Origin of the sequence: Providencia sp. PROV255, from assembly GCF_028478065.1 — a bacterium.
In the GTDB taxonomy this organism is placed as follows: domain Bacteria; phylum Pseudomonadota; class Gammaproteobacteria; order Enterobacterales; family Enterobacteriaceae; genus Providencia; species Providencia rettgeri.
The window spans coordinates 198,677-217,398 of record NZ_JAMPMI010000001.1 but is presented as its reverse complement, the minus strand read 5'-3'; the positions used below and the strand labels follow the sequence as shown (position 1 = coordinate 217,398).

The following is an 18,722-nucleotide window of genomic DNA, read 5'->3' as shown; positions in this document are numbered from 1 at the left end:
TTAATAAACATCATTTTCGTTAAATGCATTTTGTATCCAATCAAATTGGTTTCCAGTGATGGCGCAGATATCAAAACGGCATGCGCTGGTTTCAAAACTTTCTTGCCTTTGTGAGAGCCAAAATTTGGCGGCAGCTAATAGCTTTCGACGTTTGCGCCAGTTTACTGATAAAAGTGCATCTCCGTAATCACAATTTTTGCGAAAACGAACTTCAACAAATACCCAACCTGTATTATCTCGCATAATGAGGTCGATTTCTCCGCCTCGGTTTCTTGCGTTACGTTCGACAAATGTTAGTCCCTGCTGTTTCAGGAAAGCGAGCACTTGATTTTCATAGTACCGGCCTGTTAACCATTGTATGGCTTTTGGCATAATTTTCATGACGTCCTTGTCTGAAAAAAGATGAAGTATTGAACAATATTATTGCGCGGAAACCACTTTACCTTGTTTAAATTGTAACCAAGGTAATTCTCGGAACACCACACAGTTTGGTGTGGTGCTTAAGGTTCCAGATGCGCCATTAATACGAAATTGCCCCGATTGTTGAAGCTTGTCGTAATTGTTGGCTAAAGACCATGCGTCAATACCCATGGCATATAAGCGGAATAACGAGTAATCATTGTTCAGCTTTTGTTGGGCTTGTTTACGTAAGTTATTGTTTGCACCTGCGAGTAAAGGAATTTCGCTAAATTTAACGCCATCCATTTCAAAGCGGTAGTCTGCGCCAGATCCGGCTTGGTTACTGCGAGAGCTTGCATAAAGTGCAGGGCGGGAACGGGAACTAATCGCCATTTCAATCATTGGTTTGATTAAGGTGAGCTCATCACGAGTGGCAACAATATAAACACCGTCAATCGCACCGGTTGAATCGACATATTGTGAATCTATCGATTGTGCTCCGGTATTCACTGGCGTTCCTGTCATACGGATACCTGCACCACGATTAATTGACTCTTTTAGTGAAGGGATGGACCCAAAGGTTTGCATTAAAACAGTTCCCCCCCCTTTTTCTTGCCACCCTTGAGCAAAGGCTTTGGCTATCCTATCGCCGAAAGCATTAGCGGGAACTAATACCAATGGCATTTGCTTACCTTCAGCTTTCATATAAGCGGCCGCATTCTGTGCTTCATCTTCTGGTGATAATGAAAAATAGCAAAGATTTGGTCGAGGCTGTAATTGGTTCGCATCAAGCTCATTGAGCGCAAGCACGCTAACTGGAGCCCCCATTTGGGTAATAACTTGAACGTCACTTTTTAATAATGGCCCAACAATCAGGTTAAAGCCTTCATTTTTTGCTTGCTCAATAAGCGCAGGCATTTGTTTATTAGTGGTATCAAACACCTTGACGCTTTGGGTATTCACAGGGGCTGCATCGATACGTAAAGTGGATGCCACTACATCGCTATCGCTAGCAGTAGGGGTATTACCTGTTGTTGCAGCAACTTGTTCATAAATTTGGTCGAGGACATCATTTCCACTACTTGGGGGATCTATAGCGTCTTGAGAGGGAGACCCTTGAGGCAGACCTTTTTGCGCATCCATAAAGCCTTGCATAATCGCCTGGCCGAATACTTGTCCTTGCCCACTCATGGGTAAAAACAACGCAATCTTAGGATTTTTACCCACTTGAGGTATCATCGCTTGCAGTAAAAGGGTTGGTGTTGTCGTCACTCCAGGGTTATTTGAGTAACGCATTTTCCAATCGTTGTAGCCAGCAAGTAAGGCATCTGTGTCATCTCGGTTATTTTGATAAATATCTAAAAGATCGACCCAGCCTTGGAGAATATTTTCATCGGCACTAATTCCATGAATTTGTTCTGGCGTTAACTGTGTTAACATCTGCCATAACCCATCAATGTTAGCTTGGCGTTCAGTGGTTGTTTTTAATAAAGGTTCTTGGCTAATGTAGGCACGTATCGCCTCCATTGAAGGCTTACCTTGTGCTGCATCAATGATTGCTTGGTAACGGCTAGCATCATCAGATGCGCTTTGCTCAGGTGTTTTTTGGGTTGACGGAAAATATTCCGAGACAATTTGGCACCCAGACAGAGCAAATGTGGACAGCATTGCTGTGCAGATTAACCCTTTTTTCAAATGCAAAAAAATTGAAGGACGCATACTGTATCCAATGGTGTATTTTTCAATTGCTTAATTTTAAACCGGCTATTCGGATGAAACAATGAACCAACCTAATCAAGCTGTGGTTATGGCATCCACGCTGTATATCGTTCCTACCCCAATTGGTAATATGAGGGATATCACGCAACGTGCGTTGGATGTTCTTAAACATGTTGACCTTATTGCTGCAGAGGACACTCGGCATTCAGGCATTCTATTACAGAATTTTGCGATAAATGCACGGTTGTTTGCTCTGCATGATCATAATGAACAGCAAAAGGCAGATCAATTAATTAGTCGACTTCAACAAGGTGATAGTATCGCATTAGTCTCCGATGCGGGTACACCTTTAATTAATGATCCGGGTTATCATCTCGTCAATCGTTGTCGCGAAGCGGGTATTCGTGTTGTACCTTTACCGGGGCCTTGTGCTGCTATTACTGCGTTATCCGCCGCGGGTTTACCTTCAGACCGTTTTTGTTATGAAGGTTTTTTACCGGCTAAAACGAAAGGCCGTAAAGATGTATTGCAATCACTCGAACAAGAAACCCGCACGCTGATTTTCTATGAATCAACCCACCGTTTGTTAGACAGTTTAGCAGATATGGTGGAAGTCTGGGGGCCGGAGCGTCATGTTGTTTTAGCGCGTGAAATCACTAAAACATGGGAGTCTATTGAAGGTCGCCCTGTGGGAGAGTTACTCGCTTGGGTAAAAGAAGATGAAAATCGTCACCGTGGCGAAATGGTGTTGATTGTCGAAGGGTATAAAAAACCAGTCGATGACTCCGCAGTTTCCCCTGAAGTGGTGAGAACATTAAATTTATTACAAAAAGAATTACCCCCTAAAAAAGCGGCGGCGATCACGGCTGAAATTTATGGCCTCAAGAAAAATATGCTGTATAAATTGATGCTTGATAATCAAGATAGTGAATGATTCTTGAGCAAATAGACGAGTTCATTTATATAAGTGGTAAATGAAAGTCGTTAGAGTCTGTACAAGACTCAGCAAAGTGCCTATAATTCGCCGCGGAGTTGGCCAGACAACCGCTGCTTTATCGTAGTCCCTTCGGGAGACGGGTAGAGGGGAGGAAAGTCCGGGCTCCATAGGGCAGGGTGCCAGATAACGTCTGGGAGGCGCGAGCCTACGACTAGTGCAACAGAGAGCAAACCGCCGATGGCCTGTTTACAGGATCAGGTAAGGGTGAAAGGGTGCGGTAAGAGCGCACCGCGCGACTGGCAACAGTTCGTGGCACGGTAAACTCCACCCGGAGCAAGACCAAATAGGGGTTCATATGGTGCGGCCCGCATTGAACTCGGGTAGGTTGCTGGAGCCAGTGCGTAAGTGCTGGCCTAGATGAATGGTTGTCCAAGACAGAACCCGGCTTATCGGCCAACTCCCATTTTTTCGTCATACTTCAAGCTGTGCCTGTGTTGGCGTCACTCGTCAGCCCTAGTCACATACTTTTGTATGCTCCTAGGGATTTCCTCATTTTGCCGCCTTGGCACACCTCGAATTATTTAGAAAAAATTTCAGTTTATAATGCTTCGAGCTGTACCTGTGTTGGCTGCATTCAGCCACACGGGTCACATACTTTTGTATGCTCCCCGCGCTGTCTTCATTTTGCCGCCTCGGTATAACACGAACTATTTAGAAAAAATCATAATCTTTTGATTTAATATAAAAATACTTCTCTTCTTTCTTTTCTGGCTTGTCTTCACCATTTGATACATCAACTCATCAACTCATCAACTCATCAACTCATCAACATCACAACCCTCTGATGCAAATCAATGCGCCCTGTGAATATGTAAATACAATAGTGGTATTTATAATGCATGTTAAAGAGATGTGCGGACATGAAAGAAAAACCACGTGTAAGGTACCAACGTCGCCCTGGTACTACAGGGGGTAAGCTCCCTTGGAATGATTGGCGTAATGCATCAACATGGCGTAAATTTGTACAGTTAACGCTATTGGCGATCAATATTTATATTGGCATCACCTTCTATTTTTGGGTGCGTTACTACGAAACCGGAGGAGCGACAGTTCACCTTCCTCGCCCTGGTGGAATTGAAGGTTGGCTGCCGATTGCGGGGTTAATGAATTTAAAATATACGTTGGAAACGGGGAGTTTCCCGCCAATTCATGCGGCTTCAATGTTTCTGCTTGTTTCTTTTATTTTGATTAGCTTACTGCTCAAAAAAGCATTTTGTTCATGGATGTGCCCGATAGGCACTATATCGGAATATACGGGAAAAATAGGCCAAAAACTGTTTGGTTATCAAAAACAAATCAGTTTACCTAAATGGCTAGATATCCCCCTACGAGGTTTAAAATATTTACTATTAAGCTTCTTTCTCTATATTGCATTTTCCATGTCTGCGCAGATGATCCAATACTTTATGATGTCACCTTATGGGATCATCATTGACGTCAAAATGTTGGATTTCTTTCGCTATATTAGCTTGTTTGCGCTGGTCAGTGTTGCGGTTTTAGTGGTGGCAAGTTTGTTTATTCGTAATGCTTGGTGCCGTTATTTGTGTCCTTATGGTGCATTGCTAGGGCTGTTTTCGTTATTTTCACCATTTAAAATTCGGCGAAATGTGGAAAGTTGCATTGATTGTGGAAAATGTGCGAAAAACTGCCCATCCCGCATCCCTGTTGATAAATTAATTCAGGTAAGAACGCTCGAATGTACGGGGTGTATGACTTGCGTGGAATCTTGCCCTGTTGCATCAACACTGGATTTTTCATTGCAATTGCCAGCAAAAAAACATCAATTTCGGTTATCGGGTAGGATGATGGCTATTTTAACCTTGGCAATTTTATTTATCACTATTGGGGTTGCTATGTATTTTGGCGTTTGGGATAGCCCAGTACCCGATAATTATTGGTTTCATATTATTCCAAATGCAAGAATGATAGGCCATTGATGCACAATAAAAAACCCCGCTACATATGATAATAAGCGGGGCAACTTGTTGTTTTGTCGTGATGACAGATTTTGTACTGCTTATTTATACTTATTTCTCGCTTATATTTATTTTCTTACATACTACTTACTACCCCATCAGTTAACCGCTTGCTTAACCATCTGCAATAACTGACGTACATCTTCAGGGCGCGTATTGCCAGTATCTTTATCAATAATTGAGCTATAGATATGAGGAATGATTTTTTTCACGCCTGCATCAAGAGCAATTTGCAAAATTTCAGCAAAGTTATCTAAATCAATGCCGCCTGTAGGCTCTAAAGAAAAATCAAAGTCAGCGCAAGCTTTGGCAATGGCTTTATATTCTTCAATATATGTTAACCCTTTCATATTAAAGAATTTAACAGAGTCAGCACCCATGTCTTTAAGCATCATAATGGCAGTTTCAATCGGAATAATGCCATCTGGCGCTTGAGAACTTAATGGGCCTGTGGAAATTTTTACCATACCCACCGTGCCTGTCGGTGATATGAGCGCATTCACGAAGGTTTCGTTTTGGCCTAATAGTGCACGGCTAATTGGGGCACCAGTGAATACTTGGTTAACGTGCTGCGGTTGCACTTCTTTTGAAATCAACGATACCATGGTTGATTGATTTGGGTCGCCAGCACCCAGGCCAACTGATAATGCATTATCGGTTTTTTGGGCATAAATACGCATATCTGCAATCGCGCTTTCTAAGTCAGGGTAATTTTTAGATAAAACACCAACAACAACAAAGGTTTCTGCTGCAGCATAGATATCTTTTGCATTTTGATGGCTGCCTGCCAAGACGTTTAAACACACGCGGTCACGATAAAAATTCGGTGACAATTTCATTTTAAATTCCTTCTACTAACAAACGAATATTCTGAGAAATAACATCAAGTTGTTCAGTACTAACACTACGAATGTCAGCTTCCACTTTTCCTTCGTTGGCTTTGTACTCACGGAAGTAAATCGCGGTATCACCTTGTTTTAACTCAGCCATGATTTGGTAGGTAGTTTTGCTTATTGTTTTTTCATCAAAGCTAATTTCAGTACGAGCAATATCACGTCCAGCGCCATCCCAGACCACTTGAGCAGAGATACCTTTAATTGCATTCAAATCGCTGATGAATTTACTCATTCGATTGACCATTTCTGGGCCAGTTTCTTTTGTCGCTGTCAGGTACTGTTCGATAGCAAGAGTGAGGCCTAAAATACCTTCTTTACCCACTTTCATCGCACGGCCAATACCTTGGCTTTGGCGTTTTACCCACTCAACATATTGTTTTTTACCAATAACTAGGCCACTTGTTGGGCCTTCAATCGCTTTTGCGCCACTGTAAATCACAATATCGCCGCCTGCTTGGTAGTAAGCTGTGAGCTCTTCTTCAGCGGCAGCATCAACGATCAGTGGTAGCTGGTGGTCATGAGCCACTTTGGCGGCTTGTTCCACGGTTAACATGCTTTTTTGTACGGTATGATGGGATTTGATATACAGAATAGCGGCGGTATTGGGGGTGATTTTTGCAGCTAACTGGGCGGCGTTGCACTCGTTAGCAAAGCCCGCTTCGACCACTTTACCACCACCTAAGCTCACCATTGTATCGACAGGAGCACCGAAATTAACGTTATGGCCTTTAGGTAAAATAATTTCACGAGGCACAACTTTGTCGGATGAATGCAAATTAAGCAGTAAATCATCATCATCTTGTACAATCACCGCTGCAACAGCTTGTGCGATACCGGCAGATGCGCAGGAAACAACAACTGCGGCTTCAACATCTAATAGATTAGCAATGTATTCGCCAGTTTTATTAACTAAGTCTTTAATTTCAAAATAATTATTTAATCCGTAAGCAACACGTTCAACAACTTCCGGAGTTGGCGTTGAAACACCCAGAATTGTCATGCGGCCAGAGGCATTAATAACGTGTTTTAACTGATATTTATCATAAATCGATTGCATGTTCTGATTCACCTTGTGCATGAATAATGTGTTTTCCACCGACGATAGCAGCCAATGGTACGAAGCGGTGAGTGCCTATACGGTGTTCGCCTTCTGCATCCGTGAGCTCGGTTTGCTCTTCTTTAAGGTCAAAAAGGGTTATGTCGGCGTCAAAGCCCGGCCTTAAATAGCCTTTCGCGGGTAATGATAAGAAATTGGCGGCTTTTTCGGTAACGCAGCGAAGCACTTGTTCCGCACTAAAGCCCATACACAGGAATTTGGTCATCACAAAAGCGAGGCTATAAACAGGGCCATTAACGCGGTTGCGGTGGTAAATATCGGAACTGATAATGTCAGGGTAAGTGCCGATACGCATGGCTTGTTCGGCAACTTTAAAGCTAAAACTCTCACCGCCATGGCCAACATCTAATATGACTCCGCGTGCGAGTGCGCGAGCAATTGAGGGCTTTAGGTAGCCATCTTCGCCTAAAATTTTATTGGGTTTGCCATTAAAGCAGTGAGTGATGATATCGCCACGTGTCAGTAAATCAGCGACTTCATCGATATCCGGCGGGTTGTTGCCAATATGCACCATGAGTGGAAGATGGTGTTTTTTCTGCATTTCTTTAGCTTTAATCAGTGGGGTAATGCCATTTTCACCAACCACGCTTTTACTCATACGGGCTTTCATACCAACAACAAAGCCGGAGTGGCGCTCGATAGCGTCTTGAAAGCAGGCTTCATTGATGTTGTTCATATCCGACAATTCATTTTGCGCAATGATGCCAATACGTGAAATATTTAACAGAGAAAAGACATTCGTTTTTGATTTCTGGGTGAGCTGATAAAATTTATCAATATCATCAGCACCGACACTACCTGCATCAACCAGTGAGGTAACTCCGCCAGCGGCTCCTGCTAAATCAGGGTCATCGAAGTAAATAGGTGACTCAACAAAGCAATGAGCATGAGAGTCAATCCACCCAGCACTGACATAAGTTTTTCCTTGTAGGTCAATGACTTTTTCGGCTTGCTGATTATTCGCTAATTCAGGGCCTGCCGCTTCGATTTTTCCATCTTTAATAAGAATGTCGATAATCGAGCCATCGATACGCTTACCTTGTTTGATGATTAAAGTGTACATAGTTGTCCTCTCTATACTCGATACTCGTCATACTCGTCATACTTCAAACTGCAGCGTTGTTGGCAGCACTTCCGCTACCCTAGTCACATACTTTTGTATGCTCCTAGGGATATCGTCGTTTGCCGCCTAGCTGCAATTTGAATTATCTAGAGCATGCTTAAATACTTGAATACTTGTTCTAAATAATGCCAACCGCAGCGTTGTTGGTTACTCTTACGCTACTCTTTGAACTATTTCGAGCCTGTTTTTAATGATGTTATTCAGTAACCCGGAGCAGATGCTCCGGGAGGATACTAGTTAGGCGACGATTGGGAAGAAATAACCGAACAACATTGCACCTAAAATGGCGCCACCGGCAACGGGTTTTTGCCATACATAGAAAATCAATGCGCCAATTAAAGAGCCAATTCCGATTGGAATGGATGCGGCCATCGCAGCTAAAATAATTAATGGACCTAAGAAACGGCCAGAGGTATTACCCGCACCCATCATGACGTCAGCACCAAAGGTTGAGTTAGCCTGAGCAATCGTGAATTTACGCGCAAATACAATCAGTAAGCCAATTAATACGCCAAGGAATAAGCCAGTTAGTAACGACATCCAGAAGTTAGTGACTAAAAAATCCCAACCAGCGGCTAAAAATAAGGCGGGAACACCGAGGCCAATACCGGTTTGCAGTGCACCACCGATATCTAAAATACCGACCAATGAACCTTCGATGATCCTAGCAAATAAGAAACTTGCACCAAATGCTGCGACTGCGCCATAAACCCCGGTATCTAACCCTGCACGTAACATGGCGACGAACGCCACTTCGTTAAATGCCCCAAAACCGTAGACGACATACATGTGGGTACCTGCGAAGATCCCTGCGGAAAGCAACCCAACAAAAATCGGGAAGGACCATTCTGCGTACCAAAAATCTTGTTTGTTAATTTCTGTTGTCATGATTATTTCCCGCTCAGCAGACCGTGGACGTATTCAAGCCACAATGGTTTATCTAGGTTGAAAGAGGTGATCATCTTTAGGTCGAATTCACGGAAGAAGCCGCTGAGAACGAACAGGAGAACCACGGTTATCATCATTGTGCGAGTGATACGGTTCCAGCCGTTGTCATCAACGCCTTTACCAATCAAGATACCTAAAACTAAACCAGGGATAGCATTCCCCATGATTAACTGAGCACAGCCACCAAATAATGTTGCCCAGAAACCTGAACGACGCCCGGCATCCATAGCGGCTAACCAGAAGATAACTGGCATCACCGTGTTAACTAACAAGTTAGCGGCAGGCACTAGTACGTTAATGGCTGTTGTTTGCAGTGCAGCCGGAACTGCGGAAGCAGTTGTGTTTAAGAAGGCGACAACTAATGCCCCGATGATGGCACAAGCAATCGCCATTTTTTTCGGGTTATGCAGTGTGTCAGCGACACTACGGTTTTTGGTTAACAGCGCTGCCGCACCCCAGTTTGGGATGATGCGGTGGTCAACGTCTTGTGTAAATGCCCCTGCAGCAACTGATGATGCCCATGCATTAAAGAAAAATCCTAAGCCAAAAGAAAAGTGAGATGCTGGGTCGCCTTCACACGCGTTCAGCTCACCCAATGTACGGAATGCCCCCATACCTTGTACGGTTGGTGCGTGGAACATACGCGCAGCCCCTGCGCCTAAGCCAAAGCCGCAGAGCCCACCGATGATCAGGGACATGCCCAATATTTCTAGAAAAGATGCAGTTTCACTCATGGAATTAACTCCAGACCTGATTGCTATTATTGTTCTGTAAATGGTATTTCGTTGACAGAAAGTAAAGTGACATCCAGCGAAACGTCGAGTACAACACGAAAATGTTCACGTTTGCGTGGCAAAAAGAGAAAAAGAAATTTTTCTGTCCGCGAATGAGAGTGAGCACTAATCACTTCAACATCCTTTGGTTCAATTCGTAGGATGATGTCTGTGCTGTTTTTCAGTACGGTTTTTTGAATTGAATTTAAGGCGTCAGCTATCGCTTTTTGCTTAGTGTCGCCTTGCCCTGTAACCCGTACAACCGTTTCGATAGATTTTTTCATTAAGCGTTGCCGTATTTTTTATTGAATGCTTTTACTAAGCGCTCGCCTAACTCTTCCTTGTCCATAAAACCGAAACCTAATACATTGCAACCGTCTGCAATTGCGGTTTCTCCCTCTTCAATGGAGCGCATCCCATAGCGAGCTTTATAGCCATACTTAGTTTGAGCTGTGATTGCACCAGCGCCACCACTTCCACAAAATGAGATACCTAAATCGGCTTGTTCTGCGTTCATCACATCGCCAAGTTTCATGTCAGCGGCGACACCTGGAACAACAATCGCTTTACCGCCAGCAGCTTCAACACCCGCCGCTACTTTTTGGCCTTTACCTAAACGGTCACCGATAACAACAACTATCTGTTTCATAAAATATTCTCCAAATCCTACCAAATTAGTAATTAATCATTTGAACGTGCAACTTCAAAGTGAACAGAGAGTAAATAGGTCTCTTCAGGTGCTAAACCGGGAAGTGTGTCAACAACCCGTTGCGCGAGCGTAATCGAATGTTCAGAGATTTCATCAAATAGGCTGATATCAACTTCTGGTAAGGCTTCACCCGTTTTTGCTCTACCGACCATGGCACGTAAATGAGACTCCAACATCTGTTGTTGTACATCCGTGGTGTAGCAATCCTCCTGCTTGAGCCAGTCAGTAATCACTGCTAGCAGTTTTTGTGTCACCTCATCAATATCAAGGTTATGTTCTAACATTTTAAAAACGACAACTGATTCACTCATAACTATTTAAAATCCAAAGTAATATTGCAAGTTAGACTACTCTGTTCCTTCATGCCTTATACATTAGACGTTTATTGGTATTTTTTGCAGGCAGTGAATTTCCACTTCAAAGTGGAAATTATTTGGAAATAAATATTAGTTGGGTTGGTATGTTTTTTGTTCTATGTGGAAGTTAAGTGGAAAAAATTGACATCAATCAATTATCTAAAAAGGATAAAAATAACAATACTTCGAATAAAATATGTTGTTTATCAATTGATTATTTTTTTACATAAAAAATGGAATTGAAAAAAGGAACTGGAAAGAAAAGTGGAAACAATAAATGGAAATTATGTTGTGTTGATTGCAATAGCTTCCACTTAGTTACTCTGTGCGTAAAACAGGCCGTTTAGGATAGGAAAATATTTGCGAGAGTTGTGGTTAGGATCACGTAAAAGTCAGCAACTTCCACTTTTCCACTACGAAGTGGAAGTTGCTATCAGATTAGAGGATACGTGCTAAGCTGTCTTTAGCTATCACTTGGAATTCATTGAAATTTTTGACACTTACTAAGCGACGAGTCGTTTTTTCCTTTACAAAGGTAACGAATAAATCATAAATAGCCATCGCTTCTTCATAGTCTGTTTTACTAATAGCCAACAAGAAAATGACATAAGCGTTCTCTTTGGTTTCTTTATTCCATTCAATGCCTTTTGGGGCCACAACGGTTGCAACCACCGTTTTATTGGCAAGTAAGCCTAAAGAGTGGGGTAATGCGATGCCTTCCCCGAGCAATGTGGAAACAATTGATTCACGTTCTTGTAGTGATGGATAAAAATCGGGGGTTACATAGCCTTCTTGCTGTAATTTATGGCAAACCATTTGAAAGAGCTCTTCTTGGCTAATTTTTTCATTAATTACCATGAAGAACCGTTCATCAAAAAAACGCTCAATAATATAAGGGCGAGTTTGATCAACCATAGCTAGGCGGCCAACTTGCTCTAGCTGATAGGGCGTTGGGAAAGGCGCGATTTTAATAACAGGCTTGTTTTTCTCTGAAATTCGTACTGTGGTTATCACGAAATCTTCAGTGACTTCATCCAAGGATTCATACTCTTGTAATGTTAACCCTCGACTAAATTTGAGTTGTGGAAACTCACGCATGATTTTAGATTCAACCACGCGAAACGTGGAGTTTCCTGCATCGGTGACTACCAGTACTTCTGTTTGGCGAATTGACCCTGCGCCATAGTTACGTTCGAGGCTAACACCGATATGAACTGCAAGATAACCCAGTTCATCTTCACTGATTGGGTGGGGGAGTAATTGTTTACTTGCGCTGGTTAATGCGCTGAGTGTGACGTCATAGGCAAACGGATAGTATTGTTTAATATCAGATAATAGCGGATTTGGTGTAGAAATATGATACTGCAGGCGAGTGATTAAGGCCGCAAGATGCGTATTGAGATCTTTTTTGAGCTTTTCATCATTTCGTAAGTCATAATTATATAATTCATTAATATAATTTAAAATATATTCACATAGCTCATTATGAGTACCACTTTTTTGCGTGCTAGAGTCTTGGTTACTAATACGTTGGGCAACAATTTGGTCATGCAAATAGCTGAGTTCCGCCCCAGAAAGGTCATTGCCAAGAAAGTAGATCAAACCTTTGGAGATTTCATCGCACGCTTTACGGATCACTTCTTCACTGTCATCGTTTTTGACCGCAGTGGTGAGCTCATGGCCGCGAGTGATACGCAAAATAGTGACCGCACAATTAAAAACTAGGTATAAATGGCCTTCATTGCTAATCCGAATATCAAAACGATTCAAACTGTTATGTAATACTTTATCGATATATGACAGGTCTAAATTATCCAGACAATCGGGGCGGAAAGTGGTTAAATCAGGCGATATCTGTGCGCAATAACGACGCCATAAAGTTTCAGTCATACAAGCTCGAACTGCCCACTCGCTACCATTCAAACGAATACCTTGGTGAGGAATACTTTCTAATGCAATTTGGTATTTTTGCAGCTGTTCTCTCACCGCCCCCATATCTTGTTGTAAAGTGCCTCGGCTGATAAACCATTCCTCAGCGATATCATCAAGCTTTACGGGAAGTGATAGCATTAAGAGCTTTAATAGCAGTGCATCAATGCGCTCTTTGCTCGTTCGAGGGATATGATCGTCTTCATCATTTTGTTGAGTAAAGGTCGCAAATAGGGCTTCGTCTTCAATGTTCAACCGGTAACCACGACCTCGTTCATACACAATATGTGCACTATATGGCTGTATCAATTCATTGATTTCATTGATATCAGAACGAATAGTTCGAGTAGAAACGGAAAAGTTTTTTGCTAATTCGTCTTGAGGAACAACCTCATTCAGAATTTGAGCAAAAATTTGATTATGTCGCTGTTGAGTGAATAGAGCCACGGAAACACCTTTAAAATCAAAACGAAAAAGCATTTGAGCAATAAAATTACGTCTTTTTTGCTCGCTAATGGCAGGACTCTAACACAAGCGTGTCAATATGTAGGATATGTAAATGATGAAATTTGCGAATCCGTTCGCAAAATTCATGCTGTTATAGCAGGAAAGTGGCTAGTTTTGTTCCCCAAGGTCGATTAACAGGCCTCTAAACGGTTTATCTGCACTAATGATGATTTGATTATCATCTTGGATAAATGCCCCATCATTGCAATTCATCCCGAGTTGTTCGCCTTTTGGTGTTCGTAATGTTGCTCCACCATGTATAGACTGAAGGAATGAATTTTTTCCTTTTAGCGTGATCGCTGTTGATTCATCGGCTGCCAAGTGAATTTGAGTGATCCAAATTTGTTGACGTAATTGAATGCTTTGATCTTCCCCATCAGGAGAGGCGATAAGCTTACTCTCATTTTCACTAATGGCTATTTTTTGCAAGGGCAAAGATTCTTGCTGTGGGCAAGCATTTAACCAGAGCTGTAAACGCGTTAGTGGTGTTTTGGGGCACACATTTTGTTCACTGTAGCTAAGATCTGGGCGTGGTGAGAAACGCACACATTCACCTTCATCCGCTTGGATGGTATTACCTAAACTGTCTCGATATTCTGCGTGCCCTTTTAGGATGATATTTAAAATATCAACATGAGGGTAGGTTCTTGGCTGTAGCGCATTTTGTGGCGCAATAACCTCTTGATTCAGCACTCTGAGTGTTTTAAAACCCATAAAATCTGGGTCAAAATAATGGCCAAATGAAAAGGAATAACGCGCTTGCAGCCAACCATAATCAGCTTTTCCGCAATGGTTAGCGGGTCTCAGTGTCATCATAATGGTTAACCCCCATCGAAAATAAATAAGTTAATAATCTATTGTTATAATAAATAGCTGGACGTTGAATTGTTAGCCAGTTAATCTGTTTCCCTTGTTCAAATTTCCTGAAAGAGAAACTTCATGAGTAAAGAGAGAGCATTAACGCTTGAATCATTAAGGGTTATGGATGCAATCGACCGCCGTGGTAGTTTTGCTGCAGCTGCTGAAGAGTTGGGGCGAGTCCCGTCTGCACTAAGCTATACCATGCAAAAATTAGAAGAAGAGCTCGATGTCATTTTATTTGACCGTTCAGGGCATAGAACTAAATTTACGAATGTCGGTAGGATGTTACTTGATAGAGGAAGGATCCTACTTGAAGCCGCTGATAAGCTAACATCTGACGCGGAAGCCCTTGCAAAAGGATGGGAAACGCATTTAACCATCGTGTGTGAAGCTTTAGTTCCTGCTAATTCACTTTTTCCACTGGTGGAACGACTGGCGGAAAAATCAGAAACACAGTTATCTTTGATTACTGAAGTATTGGCGGGAGCATGGGAACGCCTTGAAAGCGGTAAAGCGGATATTGTCATTGCCCCTGATATGCATTTTCGATCATCTTCAGAAATTAACTCTAAATCGTTATACACCATTAATCATATTTATGTTGCGAGCCCGGATCACCCCATTCATCAAGAACCTGAACCATTATCTGATGCGACTCGAGTGAAGTACCGTGGAATTGCAGTAGCTGATACCGCACGTGAGCGACCTGTGATAACGGTGCAGTTGTTGGATAAACAACAACGATTAACCGTGTCGACAATTGAAGATAAACGCAATGCTTTATTGGCTGGTCTTGGTGTTGCAACAATGCCGTATCCAATGGTTGAACAAGATATTCGTGAAGGGCGTTTAAAAGTAGTTGGCGCAGAGTATAGCCATGAGACGAATATTATTATGGCGTGGCGGCGAGATAGTATGGGGGAGGCTAAGTCGTGGTGTCTCCGAGAAATCCCCAAACTTTTCCGATTATAACTTCGTCATACTTCGCACTGTAGCGGTGTTAGCTTCACTCACTAACCCTAGTCACATACTTATGTATGCTCCTAGGGATTAGTGAGCTTGCAGCCTTGCTACAGTACGAATTATTTAGAAGTTAACTTGAGGTTGAAAAATAAACCCATCAACATCAATTTGCCACCTACCTACAACTCAAACTATTTAGAGCTTACGAGTCGCGTGATAATTAGTGGTGATTCAACAAGAATAAATAAAGCTGCCCAGCTTAATTTTCATTTACTGATAACGATGATTTAGTTTCTATTAACTTCAAAACAATTATTTTGAATAAAAAAATACCTCCCGAAGGAGGTATAAGTTGGACAAAAAATGAAGCTAAATTAATAAGGGTGATAATGAAATCGGAATTACCATTTTTTATTTAATAAATGGTCAATACTAAATTTTCCTGGGCCGGTCACAGCTAACAGTAAGAAACCGCCGGCAATAGTAAAGTTTTTCATAAACATTAAGCTATTTGGCGCAACGCTAAAGTCGATATGGAACAGGAGTGCGGTTAATACCGTAAAGCCTGCGGTAAATAAAGCGACAGTCCGAGTTAAGAAACCGAATAAAACCGCTAAGCCACCGCCAAGTTCTAATAAAATGGTTAAAGGTAATAAAAAGCCTGGAACGCCCATTGCTTGCATGTATTGTTGTGTTCCTGCGTATGCATCTCCCAGTTTTCCATACCCAGCGACAATGAACAGAATTGGCATCATAATGCGAGCTAATAATACCGCACCACTTTCTAAATTTTTCATTGAGATTCTCCAGACTAATAAGTCATTAAATATAAATTAGTTGCGATATATGTCGCTTTGTAGTGTTGTTTTCAGCACAAATAGGTAAGAAAACATTCGATGGGCTTATAATAGTCATTTGCTTATTCAATAAAAAGCAAAGCTTATTCACAAAGATGGTCAAAAAATTTGAACTGTGGTGAGGGGGAAATGAGTTGAAGTGTAGTGGTTAGACTAACCTATTGATTTTAAGTTGAATTATTTTTTCCTGCATTAATTGTACTTTGAATTGTTCTTACTATGCCCCACATTGTGAAGGCTTTTTTCCCTAATTGAAGTATACGTTGTGGTTTTTTTAGTGAATAAATCGAAAGCAGGCCTGTTGCTGCAATAAACAAAGGACGGAAGGTAACGAAGGCTTTCCATGTACGGTCATAAGGGGCTGTCACATGTAGCCAATCCTCAGAACTGGCAGCAAGGTCATTCCGTTGCTGCTCAATTCTGTTGAGTAACCGTTGTTTTTTTTCGGCAAGTAATTGGCGTTTATTTCTGATCATTATCCTTACCTGCTAATGCATTTGCATCTTGGCTTAGTTGCTCCCGTGTGGAGCTCAATAAAGTGGACTGTTTTGCTTTTTTGAGCGCCCAACTAGCAAAGATAATGGCGAGTAGAACCAAACTCCCTGTAGTGATAGCCAGTGCTTGATAACGGTAAACAGGGTCTACAGACCAAAAAATGAGCCCAATTAGACACATCAGGCCAAAAGCAGTAAAAAGAAGCGCTAGCCCAACTAATAATAGCAACTGGATAAAATTAACTTTCTCTTCTTCGAGCTCAACGGCAATGAGCTGAAGGCGAGTTTCAACAATATTAACGGTAATACTGGCGATGCGTTGCAGTATTTCAAGGACCCCTTTACCGGGGCCCTGACGTTGTTGATTTTGTTCCATAAGCAATTAACGTTTCGCGAGAAGTACGCCAAGAACTACACCAACGGCAGCACCAATACCGATACCAGTCCATGGATTTTCTTTGACATAGTTGTCTGCGCGACCCGCAATTTCTTTAGTTTGTTCAGTGATCCTTTCGGTGGTTTGGCCGAGCTTAGCACGAGATGAGTAAAGTACATCTTTCGCTTTGGATTTTAAGCTTTCAATCTCTTCTTTCGACTTCTCGCCTGTATCATTCAATACGGCTTCAAGAGAATCTGCTAACGCTTTTAGTTCCGCACGTAGGTCTTCTGATGAATGATTTAATGACATATAGAACCTCCTATCAATAGAAAAGAAACTTCACTGTATTAACAATAACTGTTTTTGCATTAAGTGCAATGAGTTATTCGATAATAAATTATGGGATCAGAAAAAATGTAAAAAATAGTATTTAGGAAAATATTTTTAATATTAGTAGGTTAACTTAGTTGTAAGGGATAGAAATATTAAGACGTAAAATTAGGTAAAAATAAAAATGCGAGAACTCGAAGTTCTCGCATAGGCGGATTAATTTGCTTTTTTGCTAGACAGTTTTTTCTTTACGACAACAGCAATACTACCGATTAACCCAAGGATTAATAAGCCTACAGGAATTAGCATCAATACATTCATAATGTGATGCTCATATTGTAGGAAGATTGGGCTTTTACCAAAGCCATAACCGATAGCCGTTAAAATTAACACCCACAACAGACCACTTAACCAATTAAATACTTGGAAACGGCCATTCTGCAAACCTGCGAGGCCTGCAATTGTTGGAAGCAGTGTTCTAACAAAAGCTAAAAAACGGCCAATTAATAAGGCAGCGAGGCCATGACGATGGAATAAGCCATGAGCGCGTTGGTGGTAGTGTTCGGGTAAGTGTGCTAGCCAGCCTTTAACAATACGTGTGTTCCCTAGCCATCGCCCTTGTATATAACCTACCCAGCAACCTAAACTGGCGCCAGCGGTTAAAATTACGATGGTGAGTGGATAACTTAATGTGCCTTTAGCGATGAGTACACCAACTAAAATCAACAAGCTATCGCCAGGTAAAAACGCTGCAGGTAATACCCCGTTTTCAAGAAACAAGATAGCGAACAGCATGAAATAAATCGACCACACTAACGCAGGGTTAGATAGGGTGACATAATCTTGGTGCCAAAGGGCGAAAAAAAGTTCTTTAACTAATTCCATTAATGTTTCCTAAACGGCAATAACAGCAACAAACTTGTTGTTGGGCAGGGAGAAATGGATTAAGTGAATGCCAAAGTGAAAGTAGTGTTTCCTCAGGCTGTTAGTGTAAAGCACGCTCACTTTAACAAAACAGAAAATAACTAAACAGCAAATTTTAAGCTTATTTTTAGAATTCATTTAAGTTTCGGCCGATTTTTACAAATTACTGTGTGCCATGTAATGATGTAAAGTGCTTAAAAACGGCTTTTAGCCTGTTTTTTGCTTAGAGTATGCGAAATATACTGGTTAATTTATCTTTTAATGTAAAAAAATAACGATAAAACAATAATGGCTAATTATTGCATTTTAAGACTATTTACCGTATCTTATCGCCATAGCAAAGGGGAGTAACTTCTTCTTGTCGGTTTATCGTCATTACGGTGTACTCATTACACCCGGTAGCCGAGCACCACAGTTCCCTGTTTTCGGGTTATTTGTGTTGTAAGTGAGACCTTGCCAGAAGGC

General features: G+C 41.7%; 20 protein-coding genes and 1 other RNA gene. 4 read left to right on the top strand and 17 right to left on the bottom strand.

The annotated features are described in order from the left end of the window. Positions 1 to 381, bottom strand: coding sequence for a YraN family protein (locus tag PR725_RS00995; RefSeq protein ID WP_004908329.1), 381 nt, complete (start codon positions 379 to 381; stop codon positions 1 to 3). A 39-nt stretch (positions 382 to 420) separates the two neighbouring features. Beyond that, positions 421 to 2,118 carry a penicillin-binding protein activator gene (locus tag PR725_RS00990; protein WP_109911690.1) on the bottom strand — a complete coding sequence of 566 codons (1,698 nt, stop codon included), beginning with the start codon at positions 2,116 to 2,118 and terminating at the stop codon, positions 421 to 423. A 61-nt stretch (positions 2,119 to 2,179) separates the two neighbouring features. Here PR725_RS00990 and rsmI point away from each other — a divergent pair, with 61 nt between their 5' ends. The 3 genes from rsmI (at position 2,180) to PR725_RS00975 (ending at position 5,052) form a co-directional block, all read left to right on the top strand. Then, complete coding sequence (gene rsmI / locus PR725_RS00985; RefSeq protein WP_109911691.1) at positions 2,180 to 3,052, top strand: 16S rRNA (cytidine(1402)-2'-O)-methyltransferase; 873 nt, start codon at positions 2,180 to 2,182, stop codon at positions 3,050 to 3,052. Between the two features lie 94 nt (positions 3,053 to 3,146). Continuing rightward, positions 3,147 to 3,520, top strand: an RNA gene (rnpB, locus tag PR725_RS00980) — RNase P RNA component class A. 455 nt (positions 3,521 to 3,975) lie between these two features. After that, positions 3,976 to 5,052: a 4Fe-4S binding protein gene (locus PR725_RS00975; RefSeq protein ID WP_123382269.1), complete on the top strand. Its 1,077-nt coding sequence runs from the start codon at positions 3,976 to 3,978 to the stop codon at positions 5,050 to 5,052. Between the two features lie 137 nt (positions 5,053 to 5,189). On the opposite strand, the gene dagF is transcribed toward PR725_RS00975, so the two are convergent. The 10 genes from dagF to PR725_RS00925 form a co-directional block, all read right to left on the bottom strand. Then, positions 5,190 to 5,930, bottom strand: a complete 741-nt coding sequence (gene dagF / locus PR725_RS00970) for a 2-dehydro-3-deoxy-phosphogluconate aldolase (RefSeq protein ID WP_272567156.1) — start codon at positions 5,928 to 5,930, stop codon at positions 5,190 to 5,192. Position 5,931: 1 nt separating this feature from the next. Next, positions 5,932 to 7,044 carry a DgaE family pyridoxal phosphate-dependent ammonia lyase gene (locus tag PR725_RS00965; protein WP_272567154.1) on the bottom strand — a complete coding sequence of 371 codons (1,113 nt, stop codon included), beginning with the start codon at positions 7,042 to 7,044 and terminating at the stop codon, positions 5,932 to 5,934. Then, a complete protein-coding gene (locus PR725_RS00960) occupies positions 7,028 to 8,167 on the bottom strand; it encodes an amidohydrolase/deacetylase family metallohydrolase (protein WP_110591220.1) in 1,140 nt (379 codons plus the stop codon). Before PR725_RS00960 ends, PR725_RS00965 begins: the two co-directional genes overlap by 17 nt. Positions 8,168 to 8,464: 297 nt before the next feature. Further along, on the bottom strand, positions 8,465 to 9,115 hold the full coding sequence (locus tag PR725_RS00955) for a DUF4310 family protein (protein ID WP_004258187.1): 651 nt from the start codon (positions 9,113 to 9,115) through the stop codon (positions 8,465 to 8,467). Between the two features lie 2 nt (positions 9,116 to 9,117). Then, a complete protein-coding gene (locus tag PR725_RS00950) occupies positions 9,118 to 9,909 on the bottom strand; it encodes a DUF4311 domain-containing protein (RefSeq protein WP_004258184.1) in 792 nt (263 codons plus the stop codon). Between the two features lie 26 nt (positions 9,910 to 9,935). Next, positions 9,936 to 10,232 carry a DUF4312 family protein gene (locus tag PR725_RS00945; protein ID WP_004258180.1) on the bottom strand — a complete coding sequence of 99 codons (297 nt, stop codon included), beginning with the start codon at positions 10,230 to 10,232 and terminating at the stop codon, positions 9,936 to 9,938. Beyond that, a complete protein-coding gene (locus tag PR725_RS00940; protein ID WP_004908363.1) occupies positions 10,232 to 10,597 on the bottom strand; it encodes an SFCGS family glycine-rich protein in 366 nt (121 codons plus the stop codon). The genes PR725_RS00945 and PR725_RS00940 overlap by 1 nt, the downstream gene beginning before the upstream one ends. Positions 10,598 to 10,629: 32 nt before the next feature. Then, a complete protein-coding gene (locus PR725_RS00935; protein ID WP_004908366.1) occupies positions 10,630 to 10,968 on the bottom strand; it encodes a PRD domain-containing protein in 339 nt (112 codons plus the stop codon). Between the two features lie 483 nt (positions 10,969 to 11,451). Beyond that, positions 11,452 to 13,422 (bottom strand): BglG family transcription antiterminator, encoded by a 1,971-nt coding sequence (locus PR725_RS00930; RefSeq protein ID WP_109911696.1) that lies wholly within the window; start codon positions 13,420 to 13,422, stop codon positions 11,452 to 11,454. A gap of 135 nt (positions 13,423 to 13,557) precedes the next feature. Continuing rightward, positions 13,558 to 14,265: a pirin family protein gene (locus PR725_RS00925; protein ID WP_109911697.1), complete on the bottom strand. Its 708-nt coding sequence runs from the start codon at positions 14,263 to 14,265 to the stop codon at positions 13,558 to 13,560. A gap of 123 nt (positions 14,266 to 14,388) precedes the next feature. Between PR725_RS00925 and PR725_RS00920 the strand changes: the two genes are divergently transcribed. Beyond that, positions 14,389 to 15,282 (top strand): LysR family transcriptional regulator, encoded by an 894-nt coding sequence (locus tag PR725_RS00920; RefSeq protein WP_117162551.1) that lies wholly within the window; start codon positions 14,389 to 14,391, stop codon positions 15,280 to 15,282. Between the two features lie 392 nt (positions 15,283 to 15,674). Here the strand turns inward: PR725_RS00920 and PR725_RS00915 are convergent, their stop codons facing one another. From PR725_RS00915 to PR725_RS00895, 5 genes are all read right to left on the bottom strand, one after another. Beyond that, a complete protein-coding gene (locus PR725_RS00915; RefSeq protein WP_004908378.1) occupies positions 15,675 to 16,070 on the bottom strand; it encodes a DoxX family protein in 396 nt (131 codons plus the stop codon). Positions 16,071 to 16,297: 227 nt separating this feature from the next. Continuing rightward, complete coding sequence (locus PR725_RS00910) at positions 16,298 to 16,606, bottom strand: YqjK-like family protein (RefSeq protein ID WP_272567146.1); 309 nt, start codon at positions 16,604 to 16,606, stop codon at positions 16,298 to 16,300. After that, the gene (locus PR725_RS00905) at positions 16,593 to 17,000 is read right to left on the bottom strand and encodes a phage holin family protein (RefSeq protein WP_004908385.1); all 408 of its coding nucleotides are present in this window, start codon (positions 16,998 to 17,000) and stop codon (positions 16,593 to 16,595) included. The genes PR725_RS00910 and PR725_RS00905 overlap by 14 nt, the downstream gene beginning before the upstream one ends. A gap of 6 nt (positions 17,001 to 17,006) precedes the next feature. After that, positions 17,007 to 17,312 carry a DUF883 family protein gene (locus PR725_RS00900; protein ID WP_109911700.1) on the bottom strand — a complete coding sequence of 102 codons (306 nt, stop codon included), beginning with the start codon at positions 17,310 to 17,312 and terminating at the stop codon, positions 17,007 to 17,009. 237 nt (positions 17,313 to 17,549) lie between these two features. Continuing rightward, positions 17,550 to 18,218, bottom strand: coding sequence for a DedA family protein (locus PR725_RS00895; RefSeq protein ID WP_004908389.1), 669 nt, complete (start codon positions 18,216 to 18,218; stop codon positions 17,550 to 17,552). Between the last annotated feature and the right edge of the window lie 504 nt (positions 18,219 to 18,722).